The 15,964-nt window shown below is 72.3% G+C and carries 15 protein-coding genes; 11 read left to right on the top strand and 4 right to left on the bottom strand.

Annotation, left to right across the window (positions count from 1 at the left end):
• Window positions 1-225: 225 nt before the first annotated feature.
• Window positions 226-837, bottom strand: a complete 612-nt coding sequence (locus tag ABD705_RS10245; RefSeq protein ID WP_344783194.1) for a hypothetical protein — start codon at window positions 835-837, stop codon at window positions 226-228.
• 407 nt (window positions 838-1,244) lie between these two features.
• Here ABD705_RS10245 and ABD705_RS10240 point away from each other — a divergent pair, with 407 nt between their 5' ends.
• Window positions 1,245-2,564, top strand: a complete 1,320-nt coding sequence (locus tag ABD705_RS10240; RefSeq protein ID WP_344783192.1) for a hemolysin family protein — start codon at window positions 1,245-1,247, stop codon at window positions 2,562-2,564.
• Window positions 2,561-3,619, top strand: a complete 1,059-nt coding sequence (locus ABD705_RS10235; protein ID WP_344783190.1) for a hemolysin family protein — start codon at window positions 2,561-2,563, stop codon at window positions 3,617-3,619. The genes ABD705_RS10240 and ABD705_RS10235 overlap by 4 nt, the downstream gene beginning before the upstream one ends.
• Before the next feature lie 87 nt (window positions 3,620-3,706).
• Here the strand turns inward: ABD705_RS10235 and ABD705_RS10230 are convergent, their stop codons facing one another.
• Entirely contained in the window at window positions 3,707-4,780 is a 1,074-nt protein-coding gene (locus ABD705_RS10230; RefSeq protein ID WP_344783188.1) for an NADH:flavin oxidoreductase/NADH oxidase, read from the bottom strand.
• Between the two features lie 32 nt (window positions 4,781-4,812).
• On the opposite strand from ABD705_RS10230, the gene ABD705_RS10225 reads away from it, so the two are divergent.
• The 6 genes from ABD705_RS10225 to ABD705_RS10200 all read left to right on the top strand — a co-directional run bounded on the left by ABD705_RS10225 (window position 4,813) and on the right by ABD705_RS10200 (window position 10,482).
• Window positions 4,813-5,682 carry an ADP-dependent NAD(P)H-hydrate dehydratase gene (locus ABD705_RS10225; protein ID WP_425562068.1) on the top strand — a complete coding sequence of 290 codons (870 nt, stop codon included), beginning with the start codon at window positions 4,813-4,815 and terminating at the stop codon, window positions 5,680-5,682.
• Window positions 5,683-5,734: 52 nt separating this feature from the next.
• Window positions 5,735-6,958, top strand: a complete 1,224-nt coding sequence (locus ABD705_RS10220) for a hypothetical protein (protein WP_344783186.1) — start codon at window positions 5,735-5,737, stop codon at window positions 6,956-6,958.
• Window positions 6,959-6,968: 10 nt separating this feature from the next.
• Window positions 6,969-7,274, top strand: coding sequence for a thiamine-binding protein (locus ABD705_RS10215; RefSeq protein WP_344783184.1), 306 nt, complete (start codon window positions 6,969-6,971; stop codon window positions 7,272-7,274).
• A 182-nt stretch (window positions 7,275-7,456) separates the two neighbouring features.
• Window positions 7,457-8,701 (top strand): MFS transporter, encoded by a 1,245-nt coding sequence (locus ABD705_RS10210; RefSeq protein ID WP_344783182.1) that lies wholly within the window; start codon window positions 7,457-7,459, stop codon window positions 8,699-8,701.
• Between the two features lie 4 nt (window positions 8,702-8,705).
• Window positions 8,706-9,476, top strand: a complete 771-nt coding sequence (locus ABD705_RS10205) for an NUDIX domain-containing protein (protein ID WP_344783180.1) — start codon at window positions 8,706-8,708, stop codon at window positions 9,474-9,476.
• Between the two features lie 115 nt (window positions 9,477-9,591).
• Window positions 9,592-10,482: an SGNH/GDSL hydrolase family protein gene (locus ABD705_RS10200; protein ID WP_344783178.1), complete on the top strand. Its 891-nt coding sequence runs from the start codon at window positions 9,592-9,594 to the stop codon at window positions 10,480-10,482.
• A gap of 80 nt (window positions 10,483-10,562) precedes the next feature.
• On the opposite strand, the gene metX is transcribed toward ABD705_RS10200, so the two are convergent.
• Window positions 10,563-11,768, bottom strand: coding sequence for a homoserine O-acetyltransferase MetX (metX, locus tag ABD705_RS10195; protein ID WP_344783176.1), 1,206 nt, complete (start codon window positions 11,766-11,768; stop codon window positions 10,563-10,565).
• Window positions 11,769-11,860: 92 nt separating this feature from the next.
• Here metX and ABD705_RS10190 point away from each other — a divergent pair, with 92 nt between their 5' ends.
• Window positions 11,861-12,802: a hypothetical protein gene (locus ABD705_RS10190; protein WP_344783174.1), complete on the top strand. Its 942-nt coding sequence runs from the start codon at window positions 11,861-11,863 to the stop codon at window positions 12,800-12,802.
• A gap of 92 nt (window positions 12,803-12,894) precedes the next feature.
• Here ABD705_RS10190 and ABD705_RS10185 read toward each other — a convergent pair whose 3' ends face one another.
• Entirely contained in the window at window positions 12,895-14,217 is a 1,323-nt protein-coding gene (locus ABD705_RS10185) for a bifunctional o-acetylhomoserine/o-acetylserine sulfhydrylase (protein ID WP_344783172.1), read from the bottom strand.
• Window positions 14,218-14,400: 183 nt separating this feature from the next.
• Between ABD705_RS10185 and ABD705_RS10180 the strand changes: the two genes are divergently transcribed.
• Both ABD705_RS10180 and ABD705_RS10175 read left to right on the top strand, forming a co-directional pair.
• Window positions 14,401-15,174 (top strand): SDR family oxidoreductase, encoded by a 774-nt coding sequence (locus ABD705_RS10180; protein WP_344783170.1) that lies wholly within the window; start codon window positions 14,401-14,403, stop codon window positions 15,172-15,174.
• A 36-nt stretch (window positions 15,175-15,210) separates the two neighbouring features.
• Complete coding sequence (locus ABD705_RS10175; protein ID WP_344783168.1) at window positions 15,211-15,903, top strand: uracil-DNA glycosylase; 693 nt, start codon at window positions 15,211-15,213, stop codon at window positions 15,901-15,903.
• Window positions 15,904-15,964 lie beyond the last annotated feature (61 nt).

The following is a 15,964-nucleotide window of genomic DNA, read 5'->3' as shown; positions in this document are numbered from 1 at the left end:
GCTGTGCGGCACGAGAACCTGGATGCCACCGCCTTGAGCCGGCGGCCTCGGCAAGCACACCGCCGGTGATGCCGTGGGCGCGATGCCGCCTATGGTCGAGGCTTCGAACAGGGCAGTCCGTCTTCGGTGAGGATGTCCCAGATCCGGGCCGGATGGTCCGCGTCGGTCGCTTCCCAACGCGAGAAACCGCGCACCTCCCGGCGGATCTCGTTCTCCCGGTTCTTCTCATCGATCACGATGTCGGCGGCGCTGCGATCCGCGCCGAACTCCGGGCTCGCCGCGACGCCCGCCGCCGGTGCCGAGCAGCGTGCGGATCTCGTCGAGAGCGGTCAGGGCTCCGCCCGGTCGGTTGCGCCAGATGGCCTGGTCGACGGCGCTGACGGCGGGTGTGAACGGCAGCGATCGGGCGAGGTCGAGCACCGTCTGTGCGGGAGTCGTGATCTCGTGCTCGCCGTATGCGATCCGCTCCACGTCATCGAGCCCGGTCGCATGGCGCCGGATGGCACCGCCCGATCGGCCGCCGGTGGCGTACGCGATCGTGATGTCGACCCGGCGCGGCCAGGCTCCGAGCACATCGATTCCATGCACGGCCGCGGCCGCCTGGTGCGAGAGGAGGACGGGATGCCGCAGCCGGCGCAGGACCTCGTCCACGCGCACCGCGTGTCTGGCGATCGGCTTCAGCTGCCGCCATTGATGCGTCTTCGCGTAGGCGCCCGACGCGACCCGGGTCCACTCGCCGGTCTGGACCGCGCGCCGCAGGCCCCGCTCGTTGATCAGTTCCAGCGGCCGATCGCTGCGACGGATGATGACGAGGTCGTCCGCAGTGCGTGTCGGCATGCACCGACTCTGGTCCGGTGCGCCGACAGCGAAGGCGTGGATGCCGCTGTCTGGGGACAATCCCCTCGAACCGCGTGGATGTGCGATCTGGGGAGGAACCGCTCGCGCCGGCACGCCGGCGGCCCCGGCGCCCCGCGGCCCCGGCGCCCGGTGGCCCGGCGCCCGGTGGCCCGGCGCCGAGTTCGCCCGCGCGCCCGTTTCTGACATCCGCGCCCGTTTCTTTCATGCGCGACTGTGAAATTCGATAGCGCGAGCGCGCGTGTATGGGCTGGGGGCCAATGCACCACGCGCCCCGGCCACAGCGGACGCCGAGCCCGACTGCCCTAAACTGTCAGAACGATGGACGACCCTCCCAGTCGCAGACGCCCGCCCCACGACCCTGCCCCCGGAAGCCGGGGTGATGCGTGATGGATTACGTCATGCTGGGCGTGGGGCTGCTGCTCACCATCGGCACCGGCCTGTTCGTGGCCAGCGAGTTCGCGCTGGTCAACCTCGACCGCGCCGACCTCGAGGCGCGCCAGGCGCGCGGCGAGACGCGGCTGACGATGACGATCGCCGCGCTGAAGAAGACATCCACGCACCTGTCCAGCGCGCAGCTGGGCATCACCCTGACGACGCTGCTGACCGGGTTCACAATGGAACCGGCCATCTCGAACCTGCTGCGTCCGGTGCTGACCGGGTGGGGGATGCCGGAGGCCGCCACCGTCCCGATCGCGGCCATCATCGGGGTCTCGATCGCCACGATCGTGTCGATGATCCTGGGCGAGCTGGTGCCCAAGAACTTCGCGCTCGCGCTGCCGCGCCACACCGCCAAGCTGGTGCTGCCGTTCCAGCTGGCCTTCACCGCCGTGTTCCGCCCCGCGGTGATCGTGCTCAACGATTCGGCCAATGGGGTCCTGCGCGCGGTCGGGGTCGAGCCGAAGGAGGAGCTCTCCGGCGCCCGCACGGCATCCGAGCTGTCCAGCCTGGTGCGCCGTTCGGCCAGCGCCGGCGTGCTCGAACAGGACACCGCGACGCTCCTGGACCGCAGCCTCACCTTCTCGGCGCTGACCGCCGCCGATGTGATGACCCCGCGGCCCGACGTCGAGGCCGTGGCCGCCGGCGACTCCGCCGACGAGATCATCCAGCTGGCCCGCCGCACCGGGTACAGTCGCTTCCCGGTGTACGACGAGTCGATGGATGACATCGTCGGCGTCGTGCACCTGAAAGCCGCCGTCAGCGTGCCGCGCGAGCGCCGCCCCGACGTGCCGGCGGCCGCACTGGCGACCGAGCCGCTGCGGGTGCCCGAGTCCGTGCATCTGGACGGTCTGCTGGCCGAGCTGCGCGCCCGCGGCTACCAGCTGGCCATCGTGCTCGACGAGTACGGCGGCACCGCCGGCATCGTCACGCTGGAGGACCTGGTCGAAGAGATCGTCGGCGAGGTGCTCGACGAGCACGATCGGCGCCGGGCCGAGATCGTCCGAGGCGGCGAGACCGTCACCTTCCCCGCCGACTGGCGCCCGGACGAGCTGCGCGACCGCGCCGGGGTGCGGGTGCCCCCCGGTGACGTGTACGACACCGTCGGCGGGTACATCATGAGCGTGCTCGAGCGCATCCCGGTCGCGGGTGACGTCGTCCCGATCGCCGGTGGCACGCTGACGGTGGCGCGGATGGACGGCAGGCGGATGGACCGCGTCACGTTCACGCCGGCACCGAGCCCCGCCGGCGAGGACGGTGAGGCGCGATGAGCGACTGGGCCGGAATCGTCTGGCTGGTGATCCTGCTGGTCTTCAACGCGTTCTTCGTGGGCGCCGAGTTCGCCGTCATCTCGGCGCGGCGCTCGCAGATCGAGCCGCTGGCCGAGCGCGGGTCGCGGTCGGCCAAGACTGCGCTGTTCGCGATGGAGCACGCGACCCTGATGCTGGCGACCACGCAGCTGGGCATCACGATCTGCTCGCTGCTGATCCTGAACGTGTCCGAACCGGCCATCCACCATCTGCTCGCCATGCCGCTGGGTCTGACCGGGGCCAGCGCCGCGCTGGTGGATGTGATCGCGTTCGTCATCACGCTGGTGCTGGTCTCCTACCTGCACGTCGTGTTCGGCGAGATGGTGCCCAAGAACCTCGCGTTCTCGATGCCCGACCGCGCCGTGCTGCTGCTGGCCCCGCCCCTGGTGTGGACCTCGAAGGTCTTCCACCCCGTCGTGGTCGCCCTGAACTGGCTGGCCAACCACGTGGTGCGGCTGTTCCGGGTCGAGCCGAAGGACGAGGCGGCATCCACGTTCACGCTGGACGAGGTGGCCACGATCGTGAACCGATCGCGCATCGAGGGGGTGCTGGCCGACACGTCGGGCACGGTCGCGGCGGTGGTCGAGTTCACCGACAAGAAGGCCGCCGACATCGCCGTGCCGCTGTCGGCTCTGATCACGCTGCCTGAGACGACGACGCCCACCGACATCGAGCGCGCGGTCGCCCAGCACGGGTTCTCGCGCTACGTGATCGTGGACGCCCAGGGCCTGCCGACCGGCTATGTGCACCTGAAGGACGTGCTGCGGGTGGCCGAGGACTCGGATGCCGGCCTGGCGCGGCCGATCCCGGCCGGGCGCATCCACCATTTGGTGCCGGTGCTGGCCACCACCGACCTCGAGGATGCGCTCGCGCTGATGCGCCGCGCCGGCCGCCACCTCGCGGCGGTGCGCGACGGCTCCGGCGCGATCACCGGTGTGCTGTTCCTGGAGGACGTCATCGAGGAGCTCGTCGGCGAGGTGCAGGATGCCACCCGTCGCGGGTATCGCGCCAGGTAGGCGCGGCCCGGGTCAGGCGCGGCCGGGTCAGACGGTGCCGGATCGGGCGGTGCCGCGTCAGACCGTGTGGAATCGGGCCGTGCCGGATCAGGCCCAGCCGGGCCGGGCCCGCAGGTACTGCGCCGGCCAGTAGTCGATCTCGTCGCCGAGCGAGACCGAGGCGCGCAGCGCGAAGTGCGGGTCGCGCAGCCACTGCCGCCCGGCCATGATCGCGTCGGCGGCACCGTCTGCGAGCACCTGCTCGGCCTGCCGCGCGTCTTCGATCAGCCCGACCGCGCACACCGGTGCACCGGTGTCGCGCCGCACCGTCTCGGCGAAGCCGACCTGGTAGCCGGGGCCGGTGCGGATCTGCTGGTGGCGCACCAGCCCGCCGCTGGAGATGTCGAACATGTCGGCTCCGTGCTCCAGCGCCCACTGCGCCACCGTCACCGTCTGCGCCAGGTCCCAGCCGCCGTCCATCCAGTCCGTCGCCGACAGCCGCACCAGCAGCGGCGCGTCGGGTGCGGCCGCGCGCACGGCATCCAGCACCCGCAGCAGCAGCCGCGCGCGATTCGCGAGGCTGCCGCCATACTCGTCGGTGCGCCGGTTGGACAGCGGTGAGAGGAACTGGTGCAGCAGGTACCCGTGCGCGCCGTGGATCTCGAGCACGGTGAAACCGGCCGCCACGGCCCGGCGCGCGGCGGCGGCGAAGTCCGCGACCACCTGGTCGATGCCGGCGCGATCCAGTGCGGCCGGGGCGGCGTAGCCCTCGTACGCGATCGCTGACGGGGCCACGGTCGGCCAGCCACCGGCCTCGGGCGGCACCGATCCGCGGGCGGGGGCGAACGGCGCCCACGTGGACGCCTTGCGCCCGGCATGGGCCAGCTGCACGCCGGCGACGGCGCCGCGCGCGCGGATCGCCGCGACGATCGGCGTCCACGCGTCGCGCTGCGCGTCGGTGTAGAGCCCGACGTCGTCGGGCGAGATGCGCCCTTCCGGGCTGACCGCGGTGGCCTCGGCCATCACCAGGCCTGCACCGCCGGTGGCGAACTGCGCCAGGTGCACGTGATGCCAGTCCTGCGGCATCCCGTCGACGGCGCTGTACTGGCACATCGGCGAGACCCACAGCCGGTTGCGCAGCGTCACGCCGTGCAGGGTCAGGGGCGACAGCAGGATGCTCATGGTGATGCTCCGGGGCAGAGTAGGGTGTCGCCATGGCCGGGACCGACGCATGGATGACGCGTTGGGCGGCCGCCGACGCGGCACGGTGTCTGCGAAGACCAACCGCCGCCGATGACAAGTATTCCCGAGGCGTCGTCGGACTGCGCACCGGGTCGGACGCATACCCGGGCGCGGCGGTGCTGGGCGTGCAGGCCGCATGGCGCACCGGAGTGGGCATGGTCCGCTACCTCGGCCCCGCCGGCGCCACGGCGCTGGTGCTGGCCCGCCGCCCCGAGACGGTCACGGCGGACGGTCGCGTGCAGGCCTGGGTGATCGGGTCGGGGACGGATGCCGCAGCCCGCACCGCCGGCGAGGCCGCCGTGCTGGCGGGCATCCTCGCCGGCGACATGCCGGTCGTGGCGGACGCGGGCGCGCTCGACCTGGTCATCGGTGCCGCCGCGCCGCTGGTGGTCACTCCGCACGCCGGCGAGCACGCCCGGCTGCGCGCGCTGCTCGGTCTGGGCCCGGCGGCCGACCGGGCGGCCTCCGCCCGCAGCACCGCTGCCGCGCTCGGCGCCGCGGTGCTGCTGAAGGGCGCCGAGACCGTGATCGCGACACCGGCCGGCTGGAGCGCCGTCGTCGACGCCGGCCCGCCATGGCTGGCCACCGCCGGCACCGGCGACGTACTGGCCGGCGTTCTCGGAGCCCTCGTCGCGGGCCGGTGGGCACAGCGGCCCGGCACGGTCGAGGACCTCGGCCCGGTGGCGGCGACGGCCGCATGGTTGCACGGCCGCGCCGCCGTGCTGGCCGCGGCGCAGGCCGGCCATGGCCAGGCCGGCGGTGCACAGATCGGCGGCCCGATCACCGCCCTGGACGTCGCCGACGCGCTGCCGCGCGCCGTGGCGGCGATCCTCGCGGGCTGACCGCCCAGGCTCCAGGCAGAGGATGCACGAGCGCTCACCATAGGATGACTGCGTGTCGAGACGGGCGTGGCTGTGGGTGGCGTTCGTCATCGTCCATCTGTTCGTCGGCGCCATCGGCTTCGTGCTGCCGAATCAGCCGATGGGCGACGTCTACCTGGTCTACGAGCCCTGGGCCCACCGGGCCCTGTCCGGTGCGGGCATCGTCGGCATCACCGCGCCCTGGGTCTACCCGCAGTTGGCACTCGTGCCGATGGTGCTCGCGGAGGGCTTCTCGTGGATCGCCGGCTACACCGTCGGCTGGGCGGTCCTGGTCACGATCGGCAATGCGCTGGCGTTCGGGATGCTGGTGGGCCGGGGCCGCTCGCGCGGCCGCCTGGCTGCAGCCGGCTTCTGGATCGCCGCGATCGCGCTGCTGGGCCCGGTCGGTCTGTACCGGATCGACGCCATCACGGTGCCGCTGGCGATCGCGGGCAGCCTCTGGCTCGTGGGCCGGCCGTGGCTGGGGTCTGTGCTGCTGGCGGCGGCGACCTGGATCAAGGTGTGGCCGGCTGCGCTGATCGCCGCGGCCGTGATCGCGGTGCGCCGTCGCGCGGCCGTGCTGGGCGGCGCGCTCGCGGTCAGCGCACTCATACTGGCGGCGGTGTACGCCGCCGGTGGCGCGCGCTACGCATTCGGCTTCATCGGCGACCAGACCGGTCGCGGCCTGCAGCTGGAGGCGCCGGTCAGCGCCTTCTACCTGTGGCGGGCCGTGCTGCACCTGCCGGGCTCATTCATCTACTACGACCCCGACATGCTGACCTTCCAGGTGACCGGGCCCAACGTCGACGTCGTGATCGCGCTGATGACGCCGGTGCTGGTGGTGGCCGTGGCGACGGTGGCGGCCGCCGGGGCCGTGAAGGCCGCCCGCGGGGCATCCTTCCTCCGACTCTTCCCGCCGCTGGCGCTGGCGCTGGTGACCGCGTTCATCATCGCCAACAAGGTCGGTTCGCCGCAGTACCTGACCTGGATCGTGGTGCCGCTGGTGACCGGGCTCGTGATCGAGCGGCGCCGCTGGGGGCCGCCGGCGGTGCTGGCGCTGGTGGTCTCCGCACTCACCCAGGTCGTCTACCCGATGACCTACGGCGGCCTGCTGCTCGCGCAGCCGGGGCCGGCCGCGGTGCTGACGGCGCGCAATGTGCTCCTCGTGGTGCTGTTCGTGTGGGCCGCCGTGCGGCTGGCGCGGGTTCCGGTGCATGCGCGCCGGGTGCCGGTGGCCACGGCGCGCGCGGCCGAGTAGCGTCGCAGGCATGCTCATCGCCTTCTCAGTCGCCCCCAGCGGAACCGGTCGTCACGACGGTTCCGTCCATGACGCCGTCGCCGCCGCGGTGCGCGTGGTCCGGGAATCCGGCCTGCCGCACCGCACCACCTCGATGTTCACCGAGCTCGAGGGGGAGTGGGACGAGGTAATGGATGTCGTGCGGCGCGCCACCGAGGCGGTGCTGCCGTTCGGCTCCCGGGTCAGCCTCGTGCTGAAGGCCGACATCCGCCCCGGCTACACCGGCGAGCTGGACGCCAAGATCGATCGGCTCGAGGCCGCCCTCGGCGAGGACTGACGGCCGTTCGGGCCGGCCGAGGCGCCCGCCCGGCCCGCGCACCCGGCACGGGCCGCCCCCGGCCGAGGCATCGGTCGCCCGCCCGCGTCCGGCGCGCCGGCGTGATGCACCCCGGCGGTGCCGGCCGCCACACTCCTCGAATCGATTCGACACGCGCCGCCGCGCGGCGCTACGATGGCACGATGACCGCGCCGGTGACCGCTTCGAGAGGTGCTGCGCGGTGGGCGCTGCTGGCGCTGGCGCTCGGCAGCTTCGGCATCGGAATGACCGAGTTCACGGTGATGGGTCTGCTGCCCGACATCGCGCACGACGCGCTGCCGGCGCTGTGGGTGACCAGCCCGGCCGCGGCGATCGCGCACAGCGGCTGGCTGATCTCGCTGTACGCGCTGGGCGTGGTCGTCGGCGCCCCCACGATCGCGGGGTTCGTCGCGCGCTTTCCGCGCCACCGGGTGATGATCGGCCTGGCTGTCGCGCTGACGGTCGGCAACGCGCTGACCGTCCTGGCGCCGACGTTCGAGCTGGTCGCGGCATCCCGGTTTCTTGCGGGCCTGCCGCACGGCGCCTATTTCGGCATCGGCGCACTGGTGGCCGCCGACGTGCTCGGCCCCGGCAAGCGGGCGCAGGGCGTTGCGTTCGTGCTGACCGGACTGACCATCGCCAACGTCGTCGGCGTGCCGGTCGGCACCTATCTCGGCCAGCAATTCGGCTGGCGCACGGCGTTTCTGGCGGTCACCGTCATCTTCGGCCTCGCCGCCGCCGCGATCGCGGTGTTCGTCCCTGCGCACCCGGGTGAGCCGGGGCGCACGCTGCGCGCCGAACTGGGAGTGTTCCGCATCGGGCAGGTCTGGCTGACCCTCGGCATCGGTGCCATCGGGTTCGGCGGCTTCTTCGCCGTCTACAGCTATGTCGCCCCGATCGTCACCGAGGTCGCCGGCTCACCGGCGTGGGTGGTGCCCGTCGTGCTGGTGCTGATGGGTGTGGGCATGACCGTCGGCAACCTGGTCGGCGGCCGGCTGGCCGACATCGATCTGAAGCGCACGCTGCTGGGCGGCCTCATGGCTCTGGCCGCGGTGCTGACCGTGCTGGCCCTGGTGGCCCACGTGATCGTGCTGCTGGCGATCATGGTGTTCGCGCTGGGCGTCGTCTCGCAGGTGCTCAGCCCGACCATCCAGACCCGGCTGATGGATGTCGCCGGCGACAACCAGTCGATCGCGGCGGCGCTGAACCATTCCGCGCTGAACATCGGCAACAGCCTGGGCGCGTTCCTCGGCGGCGCGGTGATCACCGCGGGCGCCGGGTTCGTCGCGCCGGCGTGGGTGGGCGTGGTGCTGGCGCTGGCGGGCCTGGTCGTCGCGGCATCCGGCTATCGGGTGCAGCGGCGCCGCGTCGCGCGATCGACGACGCAGCCGATCGCCGTCGTAGGCTGAGGCGATGAGCGATTCCGCCGCGCGTGGCCTGCAGGATGTCGTGCGGGCAGCCCTGGCCGACGTCGCGTCGGACGGCTTCGACGCCGACATCCCGGTGGCCGGCACCGTCGTGCTGGTGCGGGAGGGCGCCGGCGGGCCTGAGGTGCTGATGATCGAGCGGCCGGCGCGCGGCTCGTTCGCCGGCGCCTGGGTGTTTCCCGGCGGCAAGATCGAACCGGGCGACCAGGTGGCCGGGGCCGCCGAGGTCGACGACGCGCGCCGCGCCGCCGCCCGCGAGACGGTCGAAGAGGTCGGCGTCGTCGTGCGCGCCGAGACGCTGGTCGAGTTCAGCTGCTGGGAGCCGCCGCAGGGCATCCCCAAGCGCATCCGCACCTGGTTCTATCTCGGGCAGGTGCGCGAGCCGGCGCAGTCGGCCGGCGCGGCAGATCTGGCGCTGTCGGCCGACGAGGTGGTCGCGGCGCAGTGGGCACGGCCCGCCGACGTGCTGGCGGGGCACGCCCGGGGCGAGCTGATGCTGTACCCGCCCACCTGGGTGACTCTGAACGGGCTGGCCGGCTTCGCCGACTGCGACACTCTGATCACGGCGGCGCGGGCCGGCGGCATCCGCCGTTTCGCGACCGTCGTGCGCCGCGATGAGGCGGGTCCGGTGTTCCTCTGGCAGCCGGATGCCGCAGCCGACGTCGCGGTCGGACTTGATGCGCGGGGGCCCCGCAACCGACTGCACACCGGCGCGCTGCCCTGGCGGTACGCGCGCTCCGACGACGCCTCGTCCTGACGGCGTCGTCTGAGACCGGTGGGCGTGCGGCACGACCCTGGTGCGGCGGGTGCGGCGACGCTAGGGTGGGGCCGAGCCGGTGGGGACCCGTCGGCCGGATTCCAAAGGGGGAATCATGAACCGACGTGCCATCACCATTCTCGCGGTCGCAGCGCTGGGGCTGACCGCACTGATCGGTGCCAGTCCGGCTGTCGCCGCACCGCAGCCGCCCGGCACCACCACGACGTACGTCGCGTTCGGCGACTCGGAGGCGGCCGGCACCGGCAACCTGCCCTACGCCGACACGGCGTGCCTGCGCTCGCAGAAGTCGTACCCGATGCTCTTGGCGGCCACCTTCGGTCCGGTCGCATCGTACGCATGCTCGGGGGCGACCACCGCCGATGTGCGGGGCCAGATCCTCGCCGCAGCGCGGGCGGGCGATCTGGGCGCGGACACCCGCATGGTCACCCTCACCGTGGGCGTCAATGACATCGACTTCGGCGGCGTCGGCTGGGAGCAGATGCTGATCGGCTGCAACAGCGCGCCCGATGCGGCGACCTGCGTGCAGACCGCCCTGGGTGCGGCCGTGGGTTCGCTGTTCGCGCTGACCGGCAAGATCGGGACCACGGTCGGCGCGATCCGGCAGGCGGCGCCGCACGCGCGCATCCTCGTCACGGGCTACCCGCTGCTGTTCGGCCAGGTCACCGACTCGTGCAGTATCGGCGCCTATCAGGGCACCCCGGTGAAGCTGAGCAGCGCGTACACGACGCTGATCGACACCGGGCTCACGGTGCTGAACAGCATGATCGCCACCGGCGTCGCCGGCTACGCGACAGCGAGCGGGGACCCGGGCGTCTCGTACGTCGACGTCACCGCGACCTTCGCCGGGCACGGCCTGTGCGACACCGGTGACCGGTGGATCAGCGGGCTGGTCTCGGGCCAGGCCAACGCCGTGCGCAGCCTGCACGCGAACGCACCCGGGCAGCAGGCGTTCGCGCGCGTCCTCGCGATGGCAGCGGCCGACTGACCGGCCGCCCGACTGCGTGACGCTCGATCCGGCCGTGGGAGTCCCGGCCGGATCGAGCGCTGCCGCGACGGTCTGCCGGTTCAGGCATCCAGCAGGCGCTGCAGGTGGTGCCCCACCAGCTGCGTCTCGATCAAGAAGCCGTCGTGCCCGAAGTCGCTCTGCAGCACGACCGCCTCATTGCCGTCGAGGGTGTTCGGGATGCCTCGGGCGATGCGGTGCTGCCCCTCGACCGGAAACAGCCGGTCGGTGTCGATGCCCAGCACCAGGGTCGTCGCGCGCACGCGTCCGAGGGCGTCTTCGATGCCGCCGCGGTCCCGGCCCACGTCATGCGAGTCCATCGCCTCGACCAGGCGGATGTAGCTGTTCGCGTCGAACCGGCGGGTGAACTTGTTGCCGTGGAAGTCGAGGTAGGACTCCACCGCGAACCGGCCGTCGTGGCCGAGCGGACTGACGGTGGACTGCCAGGACCGCTGAAAGCGCTGGTTCAGCTCGGTGGGACTGCGATAGTTCAGCAGCGCCATCCGCCGCGCCAGCGCGAGGCCGCGGTGCGGGCCGTTGCCGTCGCCGGCGTCGTAGTACTCGCCGCCCGAGAAGCCGGGGTCGATCTGGATGGCCTCCAGCTGCACCGAGTTCAGCGCGATCTGGTCGGCCGTGTTGAACGGGGGCGCCGACAGCACCGCGAGCCGCTGCACCCGGTCTGGGTAGGTCGCCGCCCACTCCAGGGCGTGCATGCCGCCCATCGAGCCGCCGACCACGGCCGCCCACCGGTCGATGCCCAGGGCGTCGGACAGCAGCGCCTGCGCCGCGACCTGGTCGCGGATCGTCAGGTACGGAAAGCGGCGCGCCCACTCGTAGCCGTCCGGGCCTATCGAGGCGGGCCCGGTCGACCCCTGGCAGCCGCCCAGCATGTTCGGCGCGAGGACGAACCACCGGTCGGTGTCGATGGCCAGTCCCGGGCCGACGAGGTCCTGCCACCAGCCCGCGGTGGGGTGGCCCCGGCCCGCCGGCCCGCGCACGTGGCTGTCGCCGGTGAGGGCGTGCAGGATCAGGATGCCGTTGTCGCGGGCCTCGTTCAGCTCGCCCCAGGACTCGTACGCCAGCCGCACGAACGGCAGCTCGCGGCCGCCCTCGGTGCGGAACGACCCGAGTCCGGCGAACGTGCGGTCGCCGACCGGATCGCCGTCGCGCCAGGCGCCGGTGGCCGGCGGACGGCCCAGCAGCAGACGGGCGTCGGCCTCGGTCACCGGCGCGCTGGGCACGGTGTCTTCAGAGGTCTGCCAGTCCATGGCATCCATTCTCTCGCGACACCCCGGGCAGCCCGGGCGTGTTACGGGTCGAGCCCGTGCGCGTGTCGGCGGCGCGGCGTAGTCTCGCGCGCATGGACACGATCGAGTACCTGATGCGCGGCGACCCCGCGATCCGCTGGCAGGTCATGGCCGATGTGACCGGCGCCGCCCCACAGGAGGTCGCCGCCGAGCGGGCGCGCGTCGCCGCCGAGGGCTGGGGTGCGCGGCTGCTGGACGAGCAGGCCGATGACGGGCTCTGGGACGGCGGCGCCTACCGCCCGGGCTGGGTCGACGAATCCCGGCCCATGTACGACGCATGGACGGCGACGCACTTCAGCCTGCAGCAGCTCGTCGACTTCGGCGCCGACGCCGCCGATCCGCGGGTGCGACAGGCGATCGCCCGGGTGCGCGCGAACGTGCGCTGGGATCACGAGGGTGAGCGATACTTCGACGGCGAGACCGAGCCGTGCATCAACGGCGTGGTGCTCACGGTCGGTGCCTACTTCGGCGAATCCGTCGACACCGTGGTCGACACGGCTCTGGCCGGCCGGCTGTCCGACGGCGGCTGGAACTGCTGGTCGGAATACGGCGCACAGGTGTCGTCACTGCACTCGACGATCTGCATGCTGGAGGGCCTGTGGGCCTGGGAGCAGGCGACGGGCGGCACCGAGGTCTCGCGTGCCGCGCGGCACGACGCCGAGGAGTATCTGCTCGAGCGGCGGCTGTTCCAGCGTCGGAGCACGGGCGAGGTGATCGACCCGCGTTTCATGATGACCTCGTATCCGGTGCGCTGGTTCTATGACGTGCTGCGCGCGCTCGACTATCTGCGCCGGGCCCGACCCGAACGGGATCCGCGCTGCGCCGAGGCGGTGGAGTTCCTGCGCGCCAAGCGCGGCGACGACGGGTTGTGGCCGCTCGAGAACACGCACGAGGGACCGATCCTGTTCGAGATGGACGGTGAGCGCGAAGGGTTCGGCAGCCGCTGGGTAACGCTGCGCGCTCTGCGGGTGCTGCAGTGGTGGGACGGCGCGTAGTGCCCACGCCGAGACTCAGCGGCGCGGACAGACGGATGCCCCGGCCCGACCGAGACGGTCGGCCCGGGGCATCCGGTCCCTGAGGAGGGCTATCAGACCCGCGCGGCCTCGGCGATCTTGCCGGCCGCGACGAGCGCCTGCTCGAGGTCGTCCTTGAGGTCCTCGACGTTCTCCAGGCCCACCGACAGGCGCACCAGGCCCGGCGTGACGCCGCCGCCCAGCTGCTGCTCGGGGGTGAGCTGCGAGTGCGTGGTCGAGGCCGGGTGGATCACCAGCGAGCGGACGTCGCCGATGTTGGCCAGATGGCTGAACAGCTTGAGGTTGTCGACGAAGGCACGTCCGGCATCCACCCCGCCCTTCAGCTCGAACGAGAGCACCGCGCCGACGCCCTTGGGCGCGTACTTCTGGGCGTTGGCGTACCAGGGCGAGCTGGGCAGGCCGGCATAGCTGACCGAGGCGACCTCGTCGCGGGCCTCGAGCCACTCGGCGATCTCCTGCGTGTTCTCCACGTGCCGCTCGATGCGCAGCGAGAGCGTCTCGATGCCCTGGATCAGCTGCCAGGAGCTGGCCGGAGCGAGCGCCGGGCCCATGTCGCGCAGCAGCTGCACGCGCGCCTTGATGATGTAGGCGATGCCGTCGCCGAGGGCGCCCGAGTAGCTCACGCCGTGGTACGACGGGTCCGGCTCGGTCAGCCCGGGGAACTTGTCGGCGTGCTGCGACCAGGGGAAGGATCCGCCGTCGACGATGACACCGGCGATGACGGTGCCGTGGCCGCCGAGGAACTTCGTGGCCGCGTGGATGACGATGTCGGCACCGTGCTCGAACGGACGGATCAGATACGGGGTCGCGATCGTGTTGTCGACGATGAACGGCAGGTCCGCCTCGTGCGCGATGTCGGCGATGGCCTGGATGTCGAGCACGTTGATCTTCGGGTTGCCGATGGACTCGGCGAAGACCAGCTTGGTGTGGGGCTGGATGGCGCTGCGCCAGGCGTCCAGGTCGTCCTGGTCGTCGACGAAGGTCGTCTCGATGCCGAGCTTGGCCAGCGTGTAGCGCAGCAGGTTGTAGGTGCCGCCGTAGATCGCCGACGACGCCACCACGTGGTCGCCGGCCTGGGCCAGGTTCAGGATCGACAGCGTCGCCGCCGACATGCCCGAAGCGACCACCAGGGCGCCAGTACCGCCTTCCAGGGCGGCCAGGCGCTGCTCGACGACATCGGTGGTCGGGTTCTGGATGCGGGTGTAGATGTTGCCGACCTCGGCCAGCGAGAACAGGTTCGCGGCGTGCTCGGTGTTCTTGAACACGTACGACGTGGTCTGGTAGATCGGCGTGGCACGCGACCCGGTGACCGGGTCGGGGGCGGCACCGGCGTGGATCTGCGCGGTTTCGAACCGCCAGTTCTCGGTAGCGGACATCAGGTTCTCCTCGGGCGTGTGGGTGGTCGCGGCCGGGCTGCTGCGACTGGTTCGAGGCTACGGATGTGCGCGCGTGTCAACAACGCAGGGGAAATGTTACGTAACGTTCGGCGGCATCCATCGCACGGGTGCTTTCGAAGGGCGCGGCTGGGCGCGGGTTGCCCGCGTGGGTACGGTGGATCCATGAACAGACGTGCAGTGGTGACGGGTGCCAGTTCCGGCATCGGCGAGGCGACGGTGCGGGCCCTGCGGGCGACCGGATGGGATGTCGCCGCCGTCGCGCGGCGCGCGGATCGGCTGGCGGCCCTCGAGTCCGAAACCGGCGCGGTGGCGTTCGCCGCCGACCTGACCCAGGCCACCGATGTCGCAGCCCTCGCCGCGTGGCTGGCGGAGTCCGGCCCGGTGCACGCCCTGGTACAGGTCGCCGGTGGCGCGCGCGGCACCGACCGCGCCGAGGACGGCAAGTCCGAGGACTGGCAGTGGATGTTCGATGTCAACGTGCTGGCCGCGCAGCGGACGGTCGCCGCCCTGCTGCCGCTGCTGCGCCGGGCGGCGGCATCCGATGACCATGCCGACCTGCTGTTCGTGACATCCACCGCGGCGCAGGACGCCTATCCGGGCGGTGCCGGCTACAACGCCGCGAAGGCGGGCGAGGCGATGCTCGCGCACGCGCTGCGACTCGAGCTCAACGGCGAGCCGATCCGGGTCGTCGAAGTGGCACCCGGCATGGTCTACACCCCGGAGTTCACGCTGAACCGGCTCGGGGGCGATGCGGATGCCGCCGCCAAGGTCTACGCCGGCGTCGAGAAGCCACTCGTGGCCGAGGACGTCGCGGACGTCATCGCCTATGCGCTGAATGCGCCCGGGCACGTCAACCTCGATCTGATCACGATGCGGCCGGTCGCCCAGTCGGCGCAGCACCTGCTGGCGCGCGGCCCGCTTCGGGTCCGCGAGTGAGCGTTCACTGCGGGTGAGCATGGCTACGCTGGAGCGGTGGCGCTGACACTGCCGGAACTGGCCGACGCGGGTCTGATCGATGCGGGGTGGGCGCACGAGCTTGCTCCGGTGGCATCCGACATCGCCGCGCTCGGCGCACGGCTGCGTGCCGAGGTCGCCGCCGGGCGGCATTACCTGCCGGCCGGCGACCGGGTGCTGCGGGCGTTCGCGCGGCCGCTGGCGCAGGTGCGCGTGCTGATCGTCGGGCAGGACCCCTACCCGACGCCCGGGCACCCCATCGGCTTGTCGTTCGCGGTCGACCGGCACGTGCGGCCGCTGCCGCGGAGCCTGGCGAACATCTACCAGGAGATGCAGACCGACCTCGGCATCCCGCCCGCCGCACACGGCGACCTGTCGGCGTGGAGCGACCAGGGCGTCATGCTGCTGAACCGGGTGCTGACCGTCGCGCCCGGGGCCCCGGCATCCCATCGGGGCTGGGGATGGGAGAAGGTCACCGAGCATGCGATCCGCTCGCTCGTGGACCGCGGCGGCCCGCTGGTGGCGATCCTGTGGGGGAGGGATGCCGCGAACCTGCGCCCACTGCTGGGCGACACGCCGATCATCGCGTCGCCGCATCCGTCGCCGCTGTCCGCGCACCGCGGGTTCTTCGGCTCCAGGCCGTTCTCGCGCGCCAACGAGCTGCTCGTGGCCCAGGGCGCGGCCCCCGTCGACTGGCGCCTTCCCGAGTAGGCCGCCCCGGCCGACAGGCGCGCGGGCTTGCGCTGGACCGCGCTCGCTCGACCGCCCTCGA

The organism is Microbacterium kribbense (assembly GCF_039537285.1).
In the GTDB taxonomy this organism is placed as follows: Bacteria; Actinomycetota; Actinomycetes; order Actinomycetales; family Microbacteriaceae; genus Microbacterium; species Microbacterium kribbense.
This window is presented reverse-complemented; position numbering and strand designations above follow the sequence as displayed.